This window comes from Rhizobium sp. 05L419, from assembly GCF_056397845.1.
In genome coordinates, this window is sequence record NZ_JBFTOF010000030.1 from 1 (window position 1) to 18,697 (window position 18,697).

At 57.2% G+C, this 18,697-nt stretch carries 18 protein-coding genes and 2 pseudogenes; 8 read left to right on the top strand and 12 right to left on the bottom strand.

What is annotated here, in order from left to right:
* A pseudogene (locus AC1DMK_RS26505) lies at nt 1–200 on the bottom strand (histidine kinase); the annotation flags it as partial.
* Between the two features lie 1,149 nt (nt 201–1,349).
* Between AC1DMK_RS26505 and AC1DMK_RS26510 the strand changes: the two are divergent.
* Entirely contained in the window at nt 1,350–2,543 is a 1,194-nt protein-coding gene (locus AC1DMK_RS26510) for a M14 family metallopeptidase (protein ID WP_477863315.1), read from the top strand.
* A 1,128-nt stretch (nt 2,544–3,671) separates the two neighbouring features.
* Here AC1DMK_RS26510 and AC1DMK_RS26515 read toward each other — a convergent pair.
* Together AC1DMK_RS26515 and AC1DMK_RS26520 are read right to left on the bottom strand one after the other, a co-directional pair.
* Nucleotides 3,672–3,929: a hypothetical protein gene (locus AC1DMK_RS26515; RefSeq protein ID WP_477863317.1), complete on the bottom strand. Its 258-nt coding sequence runs from the start codon at nt 3,927–3,929 to the stop codon at nt 3,672–3,674.
* Between the two features lie 156 nt (nt 3,930–4,085).
* Nucleotides 4,086–4,637: a lysozyme gene (locus tag AC1DMK_RS26520; RefSeq protein ID WP_477863319.1), complete on the bottom strand. Its 552-nt coding sequence runs from the start codon at nt 4,635–4,637 to the stop codon at nt 4,086–4,088.
* Nucleotides 4,638–4,666: 29 nt separating this feature from the next.
* On the opposite strand from AC1DMK_RS26520, the gene AC1DMK_RS26525 reads away from it, so the two are divergent.
* Nucleotides 4,667–5,743 carry an acyltransferase family protein gene (locus tag AC1DMK_RS26525; RefSeq protein ID WP_477863321.1) on the top strand — a complete coding sequence of 359 codons (1,077 nt, stop codon included), beginning with the start codon at nt 4,667–4,669 and terminating at the stop codon, nt 5,741–5,743.
* On the opposite strand, the gene AC1DMK_RS26530 is transcribed toward AC1DMK_RS26525, so the two are convergent.
* The gene (locus AC1DMK_RS26530; protein ID WP_477863323.1) at nt 5,711–6,166 is read right to left on the bottom strand and encodes an SGNH/GDSL hydrolase family protein; all 456 of its coding nucleotides are present in this window, start codon (nt 6,164–6,166) and stop codon (nt 5,711–5,713) included. The genes AC1DMK_RS26525 and AC1DMK_RS26530 overlap by 33 nt on opposite strands.
* A gap of 407 nt (nt 6,167–6,573) precedes the next feature.
* Here AC1DMK_RS26530 and AC1DMK_RS26535 point away from each other — a divergent pair, with 407 nt between their 5' ends.
* The 4 genes from AC1DMK_RS26535 (at nt 6,574) to AC1DMK_RS26550 (ending at nt 9,100) form a co-directional block, all read left to right on the top strand.
* Nucleotides 6,574–6,912, top strand: a complete 339-nt coding sequence (locus AC1DMK_RS26535) for a hypothetical protein (RefSeq protein WP_477863324.1) — start codon at nt 6,574–6,576, stop codon at nt 6,910–6,912.
* A 16-nt stretch (nt 6,913–6,928) separates the two neighbouring features.
* On the top strand, nt 6,929–7,516 hold the full coding sequence (locus AC1DMK_RS26540) for a hypothetical protein (RefSeq protein WP_477863326.1): 588 nt from the start codon (nt 6,929–6,931) through the stop codon (nt 7,514–7,516).
* Between the two features lie 500 nt (nt 7,517–8,016).
* Nucleotides 8,017–8,457 (top strand): hypothetical protein, encoded by a 441-nt coding sequence (locus AC1DMK_RS26545; RefSeq protein ID WP_477863327.1) that lies wholly within the window; start codon nt 8,017–8,019, stop codon nt 8,455–8,457.
* A gap of 7 nt (nt 8,458–8,464) precedes the next feature.
* The gene (locus tag AC1DMK_RS26550; protein ID WP_477863329.1) at nt 8,465–9,100 is read left to right on the top strand and encodes a hypothetical protein; all 636 of its coding nucleotides are present in this window, start codon (nt 8,465–8,467) and stop codon (nt 9,098–9,100) included.
* Between the two features lie 28 nt (nt 9,101–9,128).
* Here AC1DMK_RS26550 and AC1DMK_RS26555 read toward each other — a convergent pair whose 3' ends face one another.
* On the bottom strand, nt 9,129–9,521 hold the full coding sequence (locus AC1DMK_RS26555) for a hypothetical protein (RefSeq protein ID WP_477863331.1): 393 nt from the start codon (nt 9,519–9,521) through the stop codon (nt 9,129–9,131).
* Nucleotides 9,522–10,020: 499 nt separating this feature from the next.
* Between AC1DMK_RS26555 and AC1DMK_RS26560 the strand changes: the two genes are divergently transcribed.
* Nucleotides 10,021–10,251, top strand: a complete 231-nt coding sequence (locus tag AC1DMK_RS26560) for a DUF982 domain-containing protein (RefSeq protein WP_477863333.1) — start codon at nt 10,021–10,023, stop codon at nt 10,249–10,251.
* Nucleotides 10,252–10,622: 371 nt separating this feature from the next.
* Here AC1DMK_RS26560 and AC1DMK_RS26565 read toward each other — a convergent pair whose 3' ends face one another.
* From AC1DMK_RS26565 to AC1DMK_RS26590, 6 genes are all read right to left on the bottom strand, one after another.
* Entirely contained in the window at nt 10,623–11,681 is a 1,059-nt protein-coding gene (locus AC1DMK_RS26565) for an ABC transporter ATP-binding protein (protein WP_477863334.1), read from the bottom strand.
* Between the two features lie 4 nt (nt 11,682–11,685).
* A complete protein-coding gene (locus tag AC1DMK_RS26570; protein WP_037067586.1) occupies nt 11,686–12,516 on the bottom strand; it encodes a carbohydrate ABC transporter permease in 831 nt (276 codons plus the stop codon).
* Nucleotides 12,517–12,520: 4 nt separating this feature from the next.
* Nucleotides 12,521–13,456 (bottom strand): carbohydrate ABC transporter permease, encoded by a 936-nt coding sequence (locus AC1DMK_RS26575; protein ID WP_037067650.1) that lies wholly within the window; start codon nt 13,454–13,456, stop codon nt 12,521–12,523.
* Nucleotides 13,457–13,548: 92 nt separating this feature from the next.
* Complete coding sequence (locus tag AC1DMK_RS26580) at nt 13,549–14,808, bottom strand: ABC transporter substrate-binding protein (RefSeq protein WP_477863337.1); 1,260 nt, start codon at nt 14,806–14,808, stop codon at nt 13,549–13,551.
* A 42-nt stretch (nt 14,809–14,850) separates the two neighbouring features.
* A complete protein-coding gene (locus AC1DMK_RS26585) occupies nt 14,851–16,017 on the bottom strand; it encodes a PLP-dependent transferase (protein ID WP_477863339.1) in 1,167 nt (388 codons plus the stop codon).
* Nucleotides 16,014–16,736: a FadR/GntR family transcriptional regulator gene (locus tag AC1DMK_RS26590; RefSeq protein ID WP_037067595.1), complete on the bottom strand. Its 723-nt coding sequence runs from the start codon at nt 16,734–16,736 to the stop codon at nt 16,014–16,016. Before AC1DMK_RS26590 ends, AC1DMK_RS26585 begins: the two co-directional genes overlap by 4 nt.
* 504 nt (nt 16,737–17,240) lie before the next feature.
* Here AC1DMK_RS26590 and AC1DMK_RS26595 point away from each other — a divergent pair.
* A pseudogene (locus AC1DMK_RS26595) lies at nt 17,241–17,377 on the top strand (ISNCY family transposase); the annotation flags it as partial.
* A gap of 227 nt (nt 17,378–17,604) precedes the next feature.
* Here the strand turns inward: AC1DMK_RS26595 and AC1DMK_RS26600 are convergent.
* Nucleotides 17,605–18,624, bottom strand: coding sequence for a LacI family DNA-binding transcriptional regulator (locus AC1DMK_RS26600; protein ID WP_477863341.1), 1,020 nt, complete (start codon nt 18,622–18,624; stop codon nt 17,605–17,607).
* Nucleotides 18,625–18,697: the final 73 nt, after the last annotated feature.

Below are 18,697 nucleotides of genomic sequence, written 5' to 3' on the forward strand. Positions count from 1 at the left end.
TTTTCGACCAACCGCCGAACTGTCTGAATTTCCTTATCCGTCACATGCTTGAACAGAAATTCACTGATGATGTCGAAGTGACTTTTCTCCTTTCCTTCGACCCTTCGTTGTTCCCTTTGCTCTGCAGCTTTTTGGCGATCAACAAGATCTTGAGCGCTTGGCGGCATCGCGTTTGGATCAAAGTCAGAATTTTGCGGCATCTCGTTTCTCCCTATGGTTCGACAGAACGACTAAGCGGCGCGCAGCTCGATCGGCTAAAGGCGTCTTCGGGAACAGGAGTTGCCTCTTGAACCGTTGCCCGTCTGCGCAAGAGGGATCTGCTTGAATAGAGAAAGCTTGGCGCCTGAAAGTGGTCGAAACTTAGTTTACTGCTAGCGGGAGACTAAGGCAACGAGCGTCCACCTTGCCACCGTGCGGCATCGAAATCACGTTTTGGCGCCGCATGCCCGCAACACGTCGCAATAATGGTGAAATGCCTGGCCTGCGGAGAGACACGGGAGTTTCGCAAGGCGTCGCTCCCGGCCCTTTAGATGGGGCCGACAAAATTTCTATAAAGGGCAGTGTCGCGCAAAAGAAAGTCAGGTCGCAGTTTGAAATTCGTAGGAGCGATTGACCGAGATGGCACCGGCCCTAAGTAAACATCGATGAGAGCACCTTCAGAACGCGGCCCCCAAAGGACACAGCGAATGATCGTGACGGATGAGGCCGCGTACGCGACGATCGCTGCACAGAAGTCGGCTCGCGAAGCGAAGACAGCGCGTCTTTGTGCAGCGAGAGGCGAACGAGGCCCGAAGTCGCTGCTGAACTTGCGGCAAGCGAAGCGGCCCCCAAGAGAGAGCGGAAATCAGTCCAAACTTGACGCGCTCTCCTGCGTCGCGGAATGGGTCAGGTTTACGCGTGATGAATTTCGAACGACTTCTCTTCGCCTGGATTCTTGTCGTGAGTGTTTTGGCACCGCTGGCAATGGCCGTCGCTCTGTGGTTGTACCTCGCCGAATGATCATAATGGCGCCGCTGGGAGGATTATCCCACAAGAAGGTACCGCGCCGGTGAAAGGAAGCGGCAACGCCCTATGTATCGTCTATCGAAGCACTCTAGCGCGATGTTCAGCACGTACACTTGCCCCGCCACTCTCGGCGGGGCTTTTTCTTCACATCGCTTCAACCATTTCGGCGGAACCAAAAGACGTTTCTGCGTGGTCGCCTGGCTCCTGGCTCCTGGCGGGTTTATACAAGCGGGGCCGTCAAGGGAGGGATGTAGTCGGAGCAGAGAGCCGGCCAGGCAATTCACGCTTGCATTCGTCTCCCATTGATTGTCTTTTTCACCATTATTCTGGGAGGAGATTTCGATATGACGGCAGAACCAAAGGATGGCCTAGATCGCCGAAACTTCATATTCGCAGCCATCGCGTCCGTCGGCACGGCGTCGGCCCTTGTCGGCAATGCGAATGCTGAGGGAGCAACATCTTCTTCTGTCGCCCGTGTGTCAGGCGCACCGCAAGGAACAGTCTACACGGGCGACGTGATCCAGGGAAAGAAGGTCATCAGCGCTCTTGATGTCAATGATCTGGAACCCGGTGTGCATCGCTTCTATTTCCAGGGAGTGCAGATGCCGACCGGGCAACATTGGTATGTGTCCGTGACGGTCGCAAAAGGTATGAAACCAGGCAAGCGCGTAGTCCTCGTCAGCGGTTTGCACGGCGATGAAATCAGCCCGGTCCACACGATACAAACAGTGATGAGCCAGCTCGATCCGGCAGAAATGTCGGGTGCCGTGGTAGCGGTCCCAGATGTGTCGCGTCCCGCTCTGGAAGCCATGGCCCGTCGATGGCCCAACTCGGGCAGAGGGATCGATCTGATCGACATAAATCGCGAGTGGCCTGGGAACGAAGACGGTGCCAGCGCACCAAGCCGACATGCCGGGCTACTGTTCAATCGGCTGTTTAAGCCGAACGCCGACTATGCAATCGATTTTCATACCGGAGCGACGGGGATGAACATCACGGCGTTCCATCTTGCTAGGATGGGCCTCCCAGAGGTCAAGTCCATGGCAGAGCTATTTCCCATCGATCAGATCTTCGACAACCCTGCCTATCCAACTCTTCTGGCAAACGCGTTCATCGATGCCGGCATACCGGCGTTCACCCCCGAGATTGGTGCTGCGCGCATCCTGGATCACAGGCTGATCCCGCTGTTTGTGGAAGGCACGTTGAACGTTCTCAAGCATCACGGGATTATAGCCGGCCCGATGGGCCGCACTGGGCGGGACAGCGGCATCTTCATTGCCGACAGCGGACATACTGTTCTTGCGACCCACGGCGGATTCGTTGAGGTTCTGGTTCAACTAAACGAGAAGGTTGAAATCGGACGCAAGGTTGCCATCCAGCGCAACGCATTTGGCGAAGTMGTCGCAGAATACTCGAGCTCCGTCGAAGGCGAGGTCTCAGGATATCGCACGGACGCGACAGCCGAGCCGGGAACGCCGCTAGTGTTCGTCTTTTACAATGCCGTGCCTCAGGAAAACCCTGTTGACTACGCTGAGTGAAAACTTCGCAAGCGACAATGGAACACACCATTTGATGATGGGCGAAAGGTATTGCGTTTAACCTTTCGCGTTATCGGTACCAATAAAGCTMAATTGTCCTGTATCTGCGCTTTCGCTTATAGGCATGCAGAAAAGGGAGAGAGTTATGCCGGAAACTGTACCTGCAAGCGTTGTGGAACGCCTTGAACGTGAATGGCGAATGATCGATCGGGATCGGCCGTCTACTCCGAAGCCGCCAAAGAATGAGGAATTCGTACTACCACGCTTGAAGATCGGTCGCGTCGACAACTGACCCCGCCAGCCGATTGGTGTTGTTACCGCCCTCATACCCCCTCAGTTCTGTCCGAATCTCATGAATCTGCCGCTGCTGGTCTTCCCCCTGCTGCGCATAGCCAGCAGGGACGCGATCGACCTCCTCCCTTGGAACCGGCGCATCACGCAGATCTTTAACTGCAGCGTCCGGTTCGCTGACGATCCTCTGCCGATCTGGCAATACGCCACTCCATCTCCTTTTGTGTCACCATCTTTTCAGAAATGACCAGGACGGACGCCTTCAAAATCGTTTGGCGCCGACTGGATCGGCCGGTACGCCAAGCCGCCGACAATTGTGCTGAACGTGAGGGCGAACCCAAGCGCCTGCCATCGCGGCCTATTGCGCAATCGTGGTCGGTATGGAATTGCGGGTCTCGTTGGCCAACGAGGAGACGGGCGGCCCCCATCTGCTTAAACCCAGAACGCATCTCGTTTTCGAGATCGGTCTGCTGGCGACCTAGATTGGTCATACGTTCCCCGAGCTGGGCAGTCATGGCGTCGTGATAAACCCTTGATGCCTCACTGCCGCCTGTCATCTCATCCACCGTTCAACCACGACGCCCTTTCAATGCTCATGCTATGCTTGACCTACAGGTTCCAAACGCTAGCTTCACTGCCGCCGCGCTCACTAACAATGAGACGGTGGCGGGGCTCGGCTTTACGAGGAAGTGGGGCCCTTGCCGTCATTTCCTGCACGCCACATCAGCGCGGCACTGCTTGTTGTTCGAGGAGATGGCCGGTCCTGCCAACGCGTCCTGTGAAGCTGCCCGCGCCGCCTCTGGGCTCTGGAAGCGAACGAACTGATATCCGCTCCCATTAATCGCAGCTTGATTCTGACAGCCCGCTATCGCGCATGAAAACAAGACAACGGTCGCGATCCGAAAGGTTGCGGAAGTTGGCATTGTTCTTCTCCAATGTGTCAATGCGTTCCAAGGCTTCCTTGGCTGCTTCGGCCCGAACGGACTCACGTCCCTCGCCCCGGCCGATGAGTTTGGCAGGATAGAAGACAAGAGCCGCTCCGAGGACGAGCCCGAGGCCGCCTTTAATGAGATCGAGAAGCCCAAGCCCGAACATCAGGCTTCCCGCCGCTTCTGGATGTACAGAGAAGGACGAAGGCGGCAGCAACGAGGATGGCGCCGAGGGCATAGGCAATCGGGCCAGTCGTAGGCACGAACTGCAGGCCTCCGCCCGAGAGCGCCGCCGTGCCAACAGCAAGGGCATCCTTCGAGATCAATGGCGCGCTTGCCTTGAGGGCCGGCGAGCCGCTGGATTGGATGAACCCGCCCTTGGCCCACAGCCCGCCTCTGCCGCCCGACGATTGACGAGACCGTTGCTCACGACCTTCTTGCCGTCGATCGTGGTCTTGTTCCATTTGGCCAGCTCGGCAGGAACGGCGTTGTAGTTTCCCTGGTTCAGCTTCTTGAGCAGTGCCGAGCCCTTGAAGGCACCGGTTCCAACATTGAAGGTGAACATGACGAGGGCGCCGAATTGGTTTTCCGTCAGATCGACTTTCACCGATGTTTCAACGGCTCGCTCGCACGGATTGAGGTCGCTGCGAAGCCAGACGACGGCTTGCGCCTCGGTGATATCGTGGGCGCCGGGATAAACGTCTGGGCCAGTGTGGCCGTAGCCCTGCGTTGCGGTGCCGCGCACCTTCGTACCCGGCCGCAGCCGCGTCTTCCTCAGCCCCGGTTTGCCGTCTGCATCGTCGTAGACGAACGGGATGAACGATTCCCACTGCTTGAGCGCAGCTTCGCTCGTGGCGTTGATGTTTCGCGCCATTGATAGTCTCCAGATTGTAGGATTTCACGTTGTGGTGTATCGCTCGATTAAGACGAGCTAGGAGAAACGATGACAAAGGACCGCGTACATCGCTCGATTGGCTTCGAGCTGTTGCCGTCACTGCTGTCGTCATCGGACACTATCAGGCGGAATACGCTCCGGGCGGCGCGGTGGGCGTCAGTGTCTTTTTCGTTCTGAGCGGCTATCTCATATGCAGCATGCTCTTACGGGACGGGATGCTGACCGCTCCAAACATCGCCACCTTCATAGGTCGTCGGATCGGCAGAATCTATCCGATGTACGCCGTACTCCTGGCGGCCATGGCGTTCTTCTTCGTAGTCATCCAGCCTCAAACTCTGCCGATCTTCCAAAAAAACTTCCTTGCTCTCGCTACATTCAGCCGGCCCGTAGAGGATTGGATGGGATACGGCATAGGCGTTCTTTGGACGCTATACGTGGAATTTTGGTTCTATATCTCGTTCCCGTTTGTGCTGCTCGCCATCTCGGCTATGCCCCTCCGGACGAGCGGCGCAACGAAGCTCCTTGTTAGCTTTGGGCTCATTGGAGCAACGACGTTCGCGGTAGCGATGAGTGTCAAAATTGACCCGACAATCGCAAACTATGACCATTTCCTTCTTGGTGCCGCAGCCGCGGTATTGGTGCGCTATCGCGATATCCCGTCGTGGCTCGGGAAGCCGGGAGCGTCGGTAGGCGGATTTCTTATCATCCTGGCGATGATAACCGTGCCATATCCTGGCGACAGAAACCTTGCTTGGCATTTGCAAAGCATCACTGCCGCAATTGGCGCGGTTATCGTCATACTGGCATCGGTAGCAAGTCCACCAAAATACAGTTTGGAGCCAATCGCGTTCGTCGGCCGGATCTCGTATTCGATCTACTTGGTCCACGCTCTGGTGTTGGATGTTCTTGTGCAGTGGGTGCACGACATCCGGATGCTGATCGTTCCAGTCCTCGCCTGTGTCGTCGCCATATCCGCGATGACATACCGGTTTATTGAGCAGCCGGTGATAGACGTGATCCACCGACGCCTGAAGTTCAGGAAGCCCGAGCGATCAGTTGAGGGAAATGTTGTCGAGGAACGATAGCGCGATCTGACCGACGCCCCTGTCATTCGGATGAATGTTGTCAGGGCCGCAGCCGGTGAGCGTGTCATAGAATTCGTTGATTTTGACCAGCTGAACGGGGAATCCTGCCAGCTTCGACTCGTCCACAACGCCCCCAATGACAGCGTTCGCCTGATCTACAACGGCCTGTGTGGTGACGTATCCACCCGCAGCCCAGTCCTTGATGTATGGGATCTGCGAGACGAGAACCGGTGGCGAATCTACCGACGGAACGCCGAGATAGTCCAACGTGGTCCATGCCGAGGTGTTCTTCGGACGGATCGTGATTGAGTGATTTCCAGCGCCTAGACCGGTGATCAGCTTTGCCGCGCCGCAATACTGCTCACATGCCTTGCCGAGTAAGGCGAAGTCCGAATGCACACCATCAAGGGCTTTAAGCCGCACGCCCCGTCCACCTGTCATTATTGACACGCTAGGGATTGCGTAGAACGGCAGAGCTGGCAGCTGCGGGCAGGCAGCACTCGCTTACACCGTAGCGCTATGCTTTGCCGATCGCGCGTCTCACTCTAAGCCCATCTTGACGACGAGGAACACCTAGTCCATTTATCTGCTCGGCTCCGGGCGGGAGCCAATTCCAACCCCTTCGACATGCGGCGGTCGATCCTTACGAGGATACACGCATGCGCTTTTCGGATATGAACTGGCCGCCCCCTCCCGGCCTTTTCTTTTAGGTCAATGCTCCCCGTAGAGTTGCGACAGTGGAAAAGAACTCTCAACCTTAAAGTATTTCTGTCCCAGCGAACGCAGACATGCATAGTCGATTCCGGGTTAAGGAAATTCTGAGGGGAATCATGAAAATTCGCTACGTCGTGCTAGCAGGTCTGCTGGCAGCAACTTCTTGCGCCAAGCGTCCAGATGCAATCGTCCCGGTTGATATTCCGATGGCGGCTTATACAGGGTCCGCATGTCCTGTGCTGGCCACCGAGCTGGCCAAAGAAAAGCAAAGCCTTGCTGCCGTTTCAGACTTGCAGAACCAGGCGGCCACCGGCGATGCCGTCGGCGTATTTCTGATTGGCGTGCCAGCATCGAGCACGTTTGGTGGAGACAAGGAAGGCCAAGTTGCAGTGGCTAAGGGCAAGGTGCAGGCCATTCAGAATGCGATGCGCAGCAAGAACTGCTCGAGCTCGTGACGCGAGCATTACGGGTATGAGATCAATCCCTTTTGTTGCCACAGCTCTTGTTGCCGCCTACTTGGTACCGGTCCACGTCGTCCAGGGCGAAGATGTCCGTACCTCGGGAGCATCCAGTCGGGAGTTGGGGGAAGATCCTTCATGCGATTTTGTTAATCGCTCGTACGTCAACACGGCAGCAGGAAATTTCGCCGTCACCATTTATGGTGTCGAACCTACAGGTTCAATCAAGCTTTTGGACAGCAGCAAATACATCGGTCGCGCTGCCTATGATCGGCAGGGGCTAGGTAGTTGGCATCTGCGCTATAGGGATTACCAAAAAACGGTGGATGGAATTGGAGCTGTTTTTCGCAACTGCGCTGGCCCTTTCGACCGTACATATGGCGGAATTCCCGTTAAGATCTATCGGGTCGATTGGGCCAGAAACGGGTACAACGCGAAGTCGGAAGTTATAATTTCCGCAGGCACCTCGAAGTTTATCAAAGTCACTCGTCACTTCACCAAACAGTCGCCGCTGGGGTCTCCAGTAATGATAGACGTTTTCGAGACTGATAGAGAGAAAATCGAAGCTCCTTCCGATGCGATCGACCTCCGGGACGATTAGGGAATTACTGTGTCCACAGACGTCGCATCGTGGTGGCACCGGGTAACTGAACGAGCTTCGATGCTCGTGGAGATCGAACTGTGACTGCCAGCGAAAAAGTCGAGCTTTTCCTAATCCTCGCTTTTGGCTGCTTGGTTGGACTGATCTCGCTACTTTTTGCAAGCTTCTTAGCCGCTCCTTTTACGTCGCCGCTATTGGCAGTCCAGCTGATAAACTTGCATTCAATTTCCATCCCGTGGAGAATCTATCTGCTCGTGACCGTCCCAGCGATTTCGCTCTTGCTCCATATGGCTGCCGGGAGGGTTTATTTCGCTCCGAACGGAGAAGGACCGTATGGGCCACCGCCGCCTAAATCACGGAAGCGCAAGTATCACGAGTCAAAACGCATATTTCCATGGGTGTCGCATACCTGCCTCCTCACGGTGTTTATGACATTCTGCTTTATCCTTTTGATCTAGATTTTCTTCCCCAGCATCACAGATAATTGGAAAGCCACAATTATGCTTCTTACACGGGTCGCTTTTACCTCAGGGCTGCTGCTGATCGCGCCTGCGGGTTTCAGCTACGGCGCCGACACACCATCGATCTACAATCAGTTGATTGCGCAGGCTGCAGCGAAGCCAGCAAATTGGCTCGAGTTGCTGGATAGTGGTCAAGCCCAGGCAATAGCCTTCTATATGATCGATGGCTCAGGTGATCTTATACGGGGACCAAGGATTGTCTCCGCGGGACAGCCAGATGCCTTGCGGAAAAGCCTTGAAACCATGCTTCGTAACGCAGTCATAAAAGCTGCGCCGTTCAAGCGAGCGCCGAACCGGAAATATTCCGGTCAGGTGCTGAAGGTTCGATTTACCACGTGCAACTTCGAGGAAGATACGGATTGCAAGTTGAGCGTAAGCGATCGGCTGCCAGACGATGTTCGCGCATGGAAGAAGCATTAGCCGAATTATGACGTCGACAATTACCGCCGCCTTACGAACCCTCTCTGCGACGCTATGCCTGAAATTGACCAATGCAATCAATGGATCAGCTATGCGTCGTCTTCGAAATGCTTTCCAACTAGGCCTCGTCTGTCACACCTTGCTGGCGATAGACCCTACGCCGGTCCATGCTGCAGAACCTATGGTTGCCGATCAGGTAACTATGGACCCTTCCTGTTCTGAGGTGAACGATGCATATGCCAAGTCGCGAGCCTATCCTCGCTATTCCACTCAGATGCCGCTCATAAAGCCCGATGGAACAGTAAAGCCCTTTATGGAGTGGAGGTTTACCGAGACGGAAGAGGCAGCGAAATACGTTTTCCAGAAAACATGGAAACGCGATCCTCGGAGCAAGGCTCCTCTGGCAGATGTCATCGGTCCCAAATTTACTGATTGCAAGATTGTTGCTGCTGAACGATCCGACGCACCGAACCTACATTACAAAGCGCGTTGGCACCAGTTCACGAATGCCATAGACACCGACATCCTGATATCAAGAGATAGCGGGATGCTCAGCCAAGTAACGCGTCGCTATCCAGACGACCGCCCGGCGTTTCCGGAGAAAACTGTAGTGGAAATATTTAGCTACGATCCTGTGCAATAAAAATCCGCTCGCATCGAGCGAGATTTAACTACCGGTCGAGGCGGTCGAGCCTTTTCCGGAGGTCTAGCCTCCATTGCTCCTGGCTCGCGAAGATACGATCAAGCTCTTCGCGCGGGACCATCCTATCGCGAAGATCCTTGACCGCTGCTTCGGTTCGCTGACGGTCTTCCGCCCCGCGCGCAGTGCGCCATTCCATTTCCTTCTGCGTCACGACCGATTCCGTCACCTTCGCGATGGCAGTATCCAGCCGATCCTGTGTCTTGCTAAGAGTGCCATAGAAGAAGGCCCCGAGGCCCGACAGGACGACGAAGCAGACGCCGGCCGCCGACCAGATCACGGGCCATTGCGTTTTGCTGTTGTTGCGCAACTCGTTCGATAGGGTTCCAATTGCGGAGTTGATCGTCTGAAAMCCGGTGTTCATGTTCGAACGCAGRTCKACRATGTCCTTGCCYTGGTTCTCSACCCGYTCSGATAATCGAGCCCATGATGCCATTGGRTCRAACTGRTTGCYGCTGCTCATATCAATATCTCCTGCCAACCCGATGCCCTTTCAATGCTCATGCTATGCTTGACCTACAGGTTCCAAACGCTAACTTCACTGCGGCCGCGCTCAGTAACCATGAGACGGTGATGGCGGGGCTCGGCTTTACGAGGAAACCGGGCCCTCGCCGTTACGTCCCGCAGGCCGCATCGGCGCGGCACTGCCTGTTGTGCTTTTATAGGTCGGGCGCCGACGCAAGGTCGAGCTGGCGCGATCCCGCGTCCTCCATCTTGCCGGACCAAGCCAAGTTCAGGATCTGATCGACGACGGACCTTCATGCCGCTACCTCGTCTGGTACGGTACTTGCAGGGTTACTGAAATACTCACCGTGTGGAGACCAGTCGTAATGTTTCGGTACACATGCAGAGAATTTCCCGCCATGGCATTCGTCTGGAGCGATCAGCAGGGATGCAAGCCGGTGCGAACCCTTCGAGACGCCGCCGAGATGCTTATCACGAGGTGGCCGAACGACGATGGTGAAGAGTACGTTATCGCCGTCAAAGCCTGTCTCGACGCCATCAACGGCCTGATCCCGCCGGTCGCTGCTCGCGAGGCATTGATCCGCGCAGCTCAAGAGGCCGGCATCCGATGCCTGAGCGTTGTTAGCTGATGTCATACCGCACTCCGCTTCTGCTCATAGGCTCCGGTGCGCAGTTTTGAACCGTTGCTGCATCCAATTGATCTTGGGGATCGCGCAGTTGCGCCAGCAGTGCAGACGCCGATCGCCTCGGCGGCATTCATCTACTCTGCTTTGGTGTTTGGGAGAACGCTATTCTCGCGCTGAGCGTACTCGATGGCGAGGTCTTTCCCGTCCTTGCCTTCCGGTGGCTTGACGCCCTGGCCGAAGTAGACAGGGCGTCAGGACGTCGCGGCGATCGTGCCGAAGGGAATGCCTCTGACGCGCGGGCGTGGCGAAACTGGCAGACGCAAGGGATCTAAAATCCCTCGCGGAGATCTACCAGGGTCACGTCGAGATCGAAATCAGCGAGCGCGGTTCCCCTTGCTGTCGAAGACATGCAGATGCTGGGCTGGGAAGGCGACATTGACCTGCGGTCCTGCAGCCAGGGCATCGCGGTTCTGCGTGAATATCTTGAACGGCAGACCGTGGAGCGACAAGTGCAGGATAATGCCGAAGCCCGTCGGCTCGATCAGTTCGACCGTGGCCGTCATGCCGCTGCCGTCTGAGGTCATGGTCACATGTTCCGGTCGAATGCCGATCGTGACCTGGTCACCGTTCGAAAGGACAAAGGACTCGGAGAGCGCGATGATCGTGCCGTCTTTCAACCGGGCGCTGCCCTTGTCATAGGTTGCCTCAAGGAAATTCATGCCCGGTGAACCGATAAAGCCTGCAACGAAAAGATTGGCGGGGCGATCGTAAAGCTCGAGCGGGCTACCGACCTGCTGCACAACGCCGCCATGCATGGCGACGATCCTGTCCGCCAGCGTCATGGCCTCGATCTGGTCGTGGGTCACGTAGACCGAGGTCGCCTTGAGTTCCCCATGCAGTTTCTTGATCTCGGCGCGCATCTGCTCGCGCAGGCGAGCGTCAAGGTTCGACAATGGCTCGTCGAAGAGGAAAGCCTTCGGCTGCCGCACGATGGCCCGGCCCATGGCGACGCGCTGGCGCTGTCCGCCCGAAAGCGCCTTTGGCCGGCGTTCCAGCAAAGGGTCGAGACCGAGCTTGGAGGCAGCAGCACCGACAGCACTTGCGATCTTTTCCTTCGCCGTTTTCCTGAGTTTCAGGCTGTAGCTCATGTTGCCGGCGACGTTCATATGCGGGTAGAGCGCATAGGACTGGAAAACCATGGCTATGTCGCGGTCCTTCGGATGCAGTTCGTTGACGCGGTTTCCGGCAATGCGGATCTCGCCGCCGGTCACGTCTTCGAGGCCGGCGATCATGCGCAGCAATGTGGACTTGCCGCAGCCTGATGGACCGACGAGAACGACGAACTCGCCGTCCTTGATGCGCAGGTCGACGTCATGCAGCACCTGCACGTGACCGTAAGCTTTCTTGACGTTCTGGATATCGATCGATGCCATGTGACTAACCCTTGACCGCGCCGGCCGTCAGGCCTTGGACGAGATAACGCTGGATGAGCAGGAAGAAGAGACCGGCCGGAATGAGCGCGAGAACGCCCGCCGCCATCATCTGCCCGAAATCCACCGAGAATTTGGATACGAAGGTGAGAAGCCCGACCGGGAAGGTCGCGGCATCATTGCCGTTGATCAGCATTAGCGCGAAAAGCAACTCGCTCCACGCGGCCGTGAAGACGAAGCCGAGCGTTGCCGCAATGCCCGGAAGTGTCAGTGGCAGGATGATCTGCCGGAAAGCCGTGAACTGCGTCGCGCCGTCGATCATCGCCGCTTCTTCGAGATCCTTCGGAATGCCGTCGAAGAAGGACTGCATGAGGAAGGTCGCAAACGGCACGTTGAAGGCTGTGTAGACGACGACAAGGCCAGTCAGGCTGTTGGTGAGATGCAATGGCGATAGGATCTTGAAGATCGGCGCGACGAGCATGACCAGCGGGAACATCTGGGTCAGAAGCATCAGTGCCACGATCCAGTACTTCGCCCGAAAATTGAACCGCGACAGGGCGTAGCCTGAGAGCGACGCACAGATGGTGACGACGATGGCCGTCGATCCCGACACGATCAGGCTGTTTTTGAAGAATGTCGGAAAGGCACTGTGCTGAATGACGAAGGTGTAGTGTTCCCATGTCGTCCGCGACGGCCACATGCGCACGCCCTCGGAATAGAGCAGGTCGTTCGGCGTGACCGAAACCTTCAGCAGCCAGAAAAGCGGAAATAGCGCAAAGGCGATGTAGCAGAGGATCGCCAGTCGGTGAGCGATGGTCGGAAGGATGGATCGTCTCATGGCCTCAATCCTTGTTCAGCAATGTCTGCCGCAGCAGGATGATCAGCATCGAATAGGCAAGCAGCAGGCCAAGCAACACCAGCGCGATCGCCGAGGCATAGCCGAAGTCGAGCCGCTTGAAGGCCTGGGTGAAAATGTAGCTGGCGACGATCTGGGTGCGATCAGCAGGTCCGCCCCCGGTCATAACGACGATCAGGTCGGCAAAGTTCGAGACCCAGACAGTGCGCAGGAGCACGGTGATGGCAATCGTCGGTGCGAGGAAGGGGAGCGTAATCGACCGGAAACGCTGAAACCACGTGGCACCGTCAATTGACGCCGCTTCGTAGAGGTCGCGCGGGATCGCCTGCAGCGCCGCGAGAAGCGTAATCGCAAAGAACGGAATGCCCCACCACACGTTGGCAATGATCGGACCCCACATCGCATAGTGCGGATCCGACAGGATGTTGCCCGGCTCGTTCATCAGACCGAGTGCATAGAGCCAATGCGGGATCGGCCCGATCACCGGATTGAAGAGCCATGCCCAGTTGAGGCCGGCAAGAAAGGAGGGAACGGCCCATGGCAGGAACACCAGCGCCTGCACGATGCCCCTGCCCCAGAATGGCTTGTCGAGCAGCAGTGCCAGGATGAGACCAAAAACGAACTGCAGGACAACAGAAGCCCCGGTCCACCAAAGCGTATTCCTCAATGCGCCGTAGAAGGCAGCATCCTGGGAAAGCGCGCGAAAGTGCTCGAGGCCGATGAACCCGCCTGAGAAAGGATTGAGCAGCTGGATGTCACGGAACGCATAGGAGACGCCGATCGCGAGCGGCACAAGCATCACCGCAATGATGAGGATCAACGATGGCGCACTGTAGAGATAGGGTTCCGAGGCATCTGCGACGCGCTTCAGCCACGACCTTCGGTCACGGCGACTGTCGAGCGTATCGGCGGTCATGGTCATCAGGCAAAATTCCGTTTTCGCAGCGCAACGACGCGCCGTCGTCATCAGGGAGAAGGAGGCGGCGGATCGCTCCGCCGCCTTTTGATTGCTGATTACTTCTTGGCGAGGTACTTCTGCTGAGCCTTGGTGAGATAGTCTGCCCACTGGTCGGCCAGCTCTTTCGGCGTGATATCGCCGAGCAGCGCCTGCTGCGTCGTCTTGATCGCCAGCGAATCCTTGAAGAACGCGAATTCTTCGAGGTAGGTCGGCATCACCGTCGGGACGATATTTGGATCGGCCAGTTCGTCGAACCAACCCTTGAACTGATCGCTCGCATAGAAGGGATCCGTTGCTGCCGAGGTGTGGACCGGAAGAGCACCTGTGCGCTTGTTCCACTCGATATTGCCTTCCGGCGATTCAAGCGTCTCGATCAGCTTCCAGGAGAGGTCCTTGTTCTGACTGGTGGTGAACATCGACCAGCCGGCAAAACCGATCGTCGTAAAGCCCTTGCCGCTCGGGCCGACCGGCATCTTGGTGACGCCGAAATCCTCCGGCTTCATGCGCTGGGCAACGGCGATCAGCGCGTCCGGATCCTGGTCGAGCATCGCGCAGGTGCCGGAGTAGAAGCCGGCAACGGTCTCGTTGAAGCCCCAGTTGACGCTGTCCTTGGGTGCCAGGCCCTTCTTGTAGAGATCGACGACCCATTCCAGACCCTTGGCCCAGCCTTCGCTGTTCATGGTGGAGGTGCCGTCTTCATTGAAGAACTTGTTGGAGCCCGCCATGGTCGCGCCGAACATCACCCAGCCGTTCAGGCCGCCCGGACCGCCGCGCAGGCAGTAACCGGATTTGCCCGGAAGCTTGGAGACCTTCTCGGAGGCGGCGACGAACTCGTCCATCGTCTTCGGCGGCGCGGAGACGCCGGCTTCCTTGAAGAGATTCTTGTTGTAGAACAGCGCGCGCAGATAGAAGCCATAAGGCAGCATGTAGGCGGTGTTCTTGATGTCGCGACCGAGCTCCAGCGCGCGCGGCGTCAGGCCCTTGGTGTGTTCCCACTTGGCAAGGTAGGGCTCGAGGCTTTCCAACATGCCGTTGTTGGCATAGAGCGAAAGCCAGGTGTCCGGCATTTCCATGACGTCAGGCGTGTCGCCGGCCGATACCATCGTCGCAAACTTCTGGAACGCCTCGTTCCAGGGCAGCGAGATGATGTCGACCTTGGTGCCGGGGTTTGCGGCCTCGAACTTGCCGACGATCGACTTCAGCGTCTCGGTACGCTCAGGGCTGGTGATGACCTCGACAAGCTTCAGCGTGGTATCGGCAAGTGCCGTTCCAGCCATCATCGTGGCAAGCAGGGTTGCAGTTATCAGTGTTTTCATAGTCAGTTCCCCCTTCCAGGTTTTTTCCTCAAGTTTTAAGCGTCACGAAGCGACGGCGAGCGCCTCTTCGATGTCTCTCCACAGCGCCTCGGTTCCTTCGAGACCGACATGGAGGCGTACGGACCGCGCATGGATTCCGAAGGTATGCGCGGAATTCGGTTGTGCCTTTTGCTGGAGCACGACCTCGCCTGGTACGATCAGGCTTTCATGCCCACCCCAGCTCACACCCAGTTTGAAGAGCTTGAGGTGATCCGCGAAGGCACGGATATCGACGCCTTCGCGAAATATGAATGAGAACAGGCCGGACGTGCCGTTGAGGCCGGCGGGCAGTCGGTTGGCGAGACCCGGGTGGCAGACGGTTTCCACGACGCCCAGCTCCTGCAGGCGCCTAGCGATCGTGAGCGCAGCCGCCTCGTGCGCCTTCATGCGGATCGGCAGGGTGCGGAGGCCGCGGATCAGAAGCCACGCGTCGAACGGCGAAAGCTTGCCGCCGAGGTAGGGGTAGGCCTCGGCCTTGATGCGGGCGATCATCTCCTTGGAGCCGGCAACGACGCCGGCGACGACATCGCTATGCCCGCCGAGATACTTGGAGGCCGAGTGGATGACGAGATCGACACCCAATGTCAGCGGCCGCTGGAAGAACGGACTGGCCCAGCTGTTGTCGATCATGGTGACGACGCCATGCTGCCTGGCAAGTGCGGCCAGCGCACCGACGTCGTGTGCCTCCATCACCCAGCTCGTCGGGCTCTCCATGTAGAAGACCTTCGCACCAGGCAGTGCCCGGGCCACGGCCTCTTCGTCACGGCCGTCGACATAGGTGACCTCCACCTTCATCCGCTTCAAGATCGTGCCAAACAGCCGGAAGGCGTCGGGGTAGACGTGCTTGACCGCCACGATCCGGTCGCCGGGTTCAACGAAACTCAACACCGCAGACGAGATTGCCGCCATGCCGCTTGCAAAGCCGAGCGCGTCTTCGGCACCTTCGAGCTTCGCCAGCATTTCTTCGAACATACGCACCGTCGGGTTGAGGCCACGCGTGTAGATCGGCCGAACCTTCTCGCCGCGATAGGAGGCGATCATGTCGTCGTAATCGGAAAAAGTGAAAAGCGAGGTCTGAAAAATCGGCGGCACCACTGCTTCGGCGAAGTGTCCTTCGTCGTGCGCCGTGATGAGGGAGGCAAGTTCGAACGGATCTGCACCGTTGCTCATTTGGACATTTCCTTGATGTCTTCCTCGACGACTGCGAGGATTTTCAGTGTCTCTTCCCGCGCGGCCTCGGGGTTCCGGGCAGCAATCGCGTTGAAGAGGGTGCGGTGGAACGGAAAAGACCGCCGGGCGAAATCCTGCCGCTCGAACGGGTGCTCCCAGAACTGCCAGAACGTCTCGCGCATCTGCTCGAGAAGCTGGCGGAAGAGCGGATTATTCGTCGCGTCATAGATGGCGAGGTGGAAGGCAAGATCTTCGGGACCCGACGTGCCCTTCTCGATATGGACGCGCTCCATCTCGTTCAGGTTTTGCTCAATGAGAACCAAGTCCTTTTCGGTTCTCTTTGATGCCGCGACCATGCAGGCCTCGCATTCGATGCCTCGGCGAACCTCTAGCGTCTGAAGCAGAGCATCGCGCAGATGCGCGGTTTCGAGCGACAGCGGCATGTGGATGGTGCCCTTCGAAACGGGCTTCAGCAGGTAGGTACCGCTGCCCTTGCGCGTCTCGGTGACACCCAGCGCCTGGAAATGCCGGATCGCCTCGCGGATCGTGGAACGCCCGACAGCCAAGGCAGCCATCAACTCGCGTTCGGCCGGCAAGCGGTCGCCGGCTTTCAGGCGGGCACGCTCGACGTAGTCAGCAAGCGCGTCCGTGACTTGGCGAGCCCGATCCATTGCCGGAAGCGGCCGAATGACCGGCCTATCGCTGATTGGTGCCTTCATGGTTCCCCAAATTCTTATAGGCAGTCAGACTTTTAAATTGGTCTGACATCTTAGCATTTCTCAAAGATTTGGAGACGTCAAGGACTCTATCCGTAAACACAACCCTCAATCTGTTCTATCTGGGGAATTTCAGAGCAAACGAAACCCTGATTTTGAGCTGCCGCACGCGAGTAAAAGCGTTGAGCGCATGCGACGTGCGCTATGGAGCCCATCTCCTTGGCGTTCGGTCGCCTCCACCGGCTGTCATCCCGAGCGGTCGCGCGTTCGTGCTCGGATCTGGCGTGTGATGAAAGGCACCGGCAACACACTCTATCCAAGATGCTCGAGCGCTTGCAGGCCGGATCCAGAAAGAAATAGTCTAGCTAGTGCCCGTCCAGAAACGGTAAACTTCTGAAATTATTGTATGAATCGCGATACCTCGGCGGGCAAAGCCCGACGGTTTCCGGTATACTTTAGATCAAGATACTGATTCTAAAGACAAACCCGTAACCGCCGGAGCCGACAATGCGCCAAGAACGCACGGTCCAAGCCAGTGTATTCGATCTTTCGCCGAACACGAGATCGGTCGTGAACTGAAGGCGATATCGCAATGGCTGGATGAGCATCGCCATCTGCTCGGGCTGGTGACGCGGGACCTGCGCGGTGAGAGCTCTTAGGTCGCTGGGCAGAAGCGTCCAAACTAGGAAGGGCATATCAGCTGTAGCAGGAACTGCGAAAGCCGTTCGTCTCCCGCAAGGCCGGTTAAAAGGGTTGCCGCAGGAGGTTCAGCATAGCGCCGGCAAAAAACCGGGAACCGGGACCGACACCCCGGCGCGCGGCTCCGCTCTTCAACAAGCTCGACCAGACGTTCTCGGTTCTGGAAATCGGATTATAAGGAGCACACTGATGTTCGTTCGACCAGTTTACAGGGCACAACGCGACTGCTCGGACGGGCCTTGCTTCCCGCCACCACGCTATTCAACATTTCCGCCCCTTCCAGACCTAAATCGTAATAAGGCAAGGCCGCAGTGGTCAGTTCCGGCTTCAGCGCCAGGGAAACCGTCCGAAAATCGTCAAAGCCGACAATACTGACATCCTCGGGGATGCGGAGACCCAATGCCATTGCCGCGATGTAGATTTGGATCGTCATTTCGTCATTGCCGCTCATGATTGCAGTCGGTCGATCCTTTTGTTGTAGCATCTCTGTGGCAACGGCAAAAACGTAGTTCTTCTCCGCTCCAACCGGTCCTTCCATGCCCAGACGGATACTCAAGTCGCTCTCTGCAAGGCCAAAGTCTCCAGCGGTTTTACGGAAGGCATCGAGGCGCAGTTGCGCACCCAACAAGATGGGATTGAGCCGGATGTAGCCGATCTTTCGATGCCCCCTGTCAAGCAGATAGCGGGTAAGATCTTGCGCGCCCTGGTAGTCATCAGGCTCGATCGACGGTAACAGTTCGTTCGTCTGAGGCCTGCAGTTAATCATCACCGTGGGGATGCTGACATCGCCGGTTACGGGGTCGACGATGCGATGAAACATCGTTACATAGAGAACACCGTCGATGCGATGGGATTGGAACATCTTCCAAATTTCCGCCTCCCGCTCGGACGCGCCGCCGGTGTTTGCCATCAGGATGGTCTTTCCGTTCGCATTTGCCCAATCCTGGACTCCGCGAACGATATCCACCGAGTAGGGCGTGGTCGACACATAATCGGTGATGATGCCAAATGTGTTGGAGCGACTTGAGCGGATGAGGCGCGCGGCCATGTTCGGCACGTATCCGAGGTCTCGAATGGCCTTTTCTACCCTCTCCCTTGTCTCCTCGGCCACATAAGGTTCGCCGTTTATGACCCGAGAGACAGTTTTGTTCGAAACCCCCGCCACTTTCGCGACGCTGACTATGCTCACCATGTCCGCAAATCTCCTTGCCGCGATTCGTTTTAAACCAGACGCATGACAACGTCGACATATTTTTCTGACAACG

Coding starts and splice junctions, on each gene's coding strand:
- AC1DMK_RS26590 (WP_037067595.1), bottom strand. CDS start 16,736: ATGAAGGCACCAATCAGCGATAGGCCGGTCATTCGGCCGCTTCCGGCA.
- AC1DMK_RS26550 (WP_477863329.1), top strand. CDS start 8,465: ATGACGTCGACAATTACCGCCGCCTTACGAACCCTCTCTGCGACGCTA.
- AC1DMK_RS26585 (WP_477863339.1), bottom strand. CDS start 16,017: ATGAGCAACGGTGCAGATCCGTTCGAACTTGCCTCCCTCATCACGGCG.
- AC1DMK_RS26565 (WP_477863334.1), bottom strand. CDS start 11,681: ATGGCATCGATCGATATCCAGAACGTCAAGAAAGCTTACGGTCACGTG.
- AC1DMK_RS26560 (WP_477863333.1), top strand. CDS start 10,021: ATGGCATTCGTCTGGAGCGATCAGCAGGGATGCAAGCCGGTGCGAACC.
- AC1DMK_RS26580 (WP_477863337.1), bottom strand. CDS start 14,808: ATGAAAACACTGATAACTGCAACCCTGCTTGCCACGATGATGGCTGGA.
- AC1DMK_RS26515 (WP_477863317.1), bottom strand. CDS start 3,929: ATGTTCGGGCTTGGGCTTCTCGATCTCATTAAAGGCGGCCTCGGGCTC.
- AC1DMK_RS26520 (WP_477863319.1), bottom strand. CDS start 4,637: ATGGCGCGAAACATCAACGCCACGAGCGAAGCTGCGCTCAAGCAGTGG.
- AC1DMK_RS26600 (WP_477863341.1), bottom strand. CDS start 18,624: ATGGTGAGCATAGTCAGCGTCGCGAAAGTGGCGGGGGTTTCGAACAAA.
- AC1DMK_RS26575 (WP_037067650.1), bottom strand. CDS start 13,456: ATGACCATGACCGCCGATACGCTCGACAGTCGCCGTGACCGAAGGTCG.
- AC1DMK_RS26570 (WP_037067586.1), bottom strand. CDS start 12,516: ATGAGACGATCCATCCTTCCGACCATCGCTCACCGACTGGCGATCCTC.
- AC1DMK_RS26545 (WP_477863327.1), top strand. CDS start 8,017: ATGCTTCTTACACGGGTCGCTTTTACCTCAGGGCTGCTGCTGATCGCG.
- AC1DMK_RS26535 (WP_477863324.1), top strand. CDS start 6,574: ATGAAAATTCGCTACGTCGTGCTAGCAGGTCTGCTGGCAGCAACTTCT.
- AC1DMK_RS26540 (WP_477863326.1), top strand. CDS start 6,929: ATGAGATCAATCCCTTTTGTTGCCACAGCTCTTGTTGCCGCCTACTTG.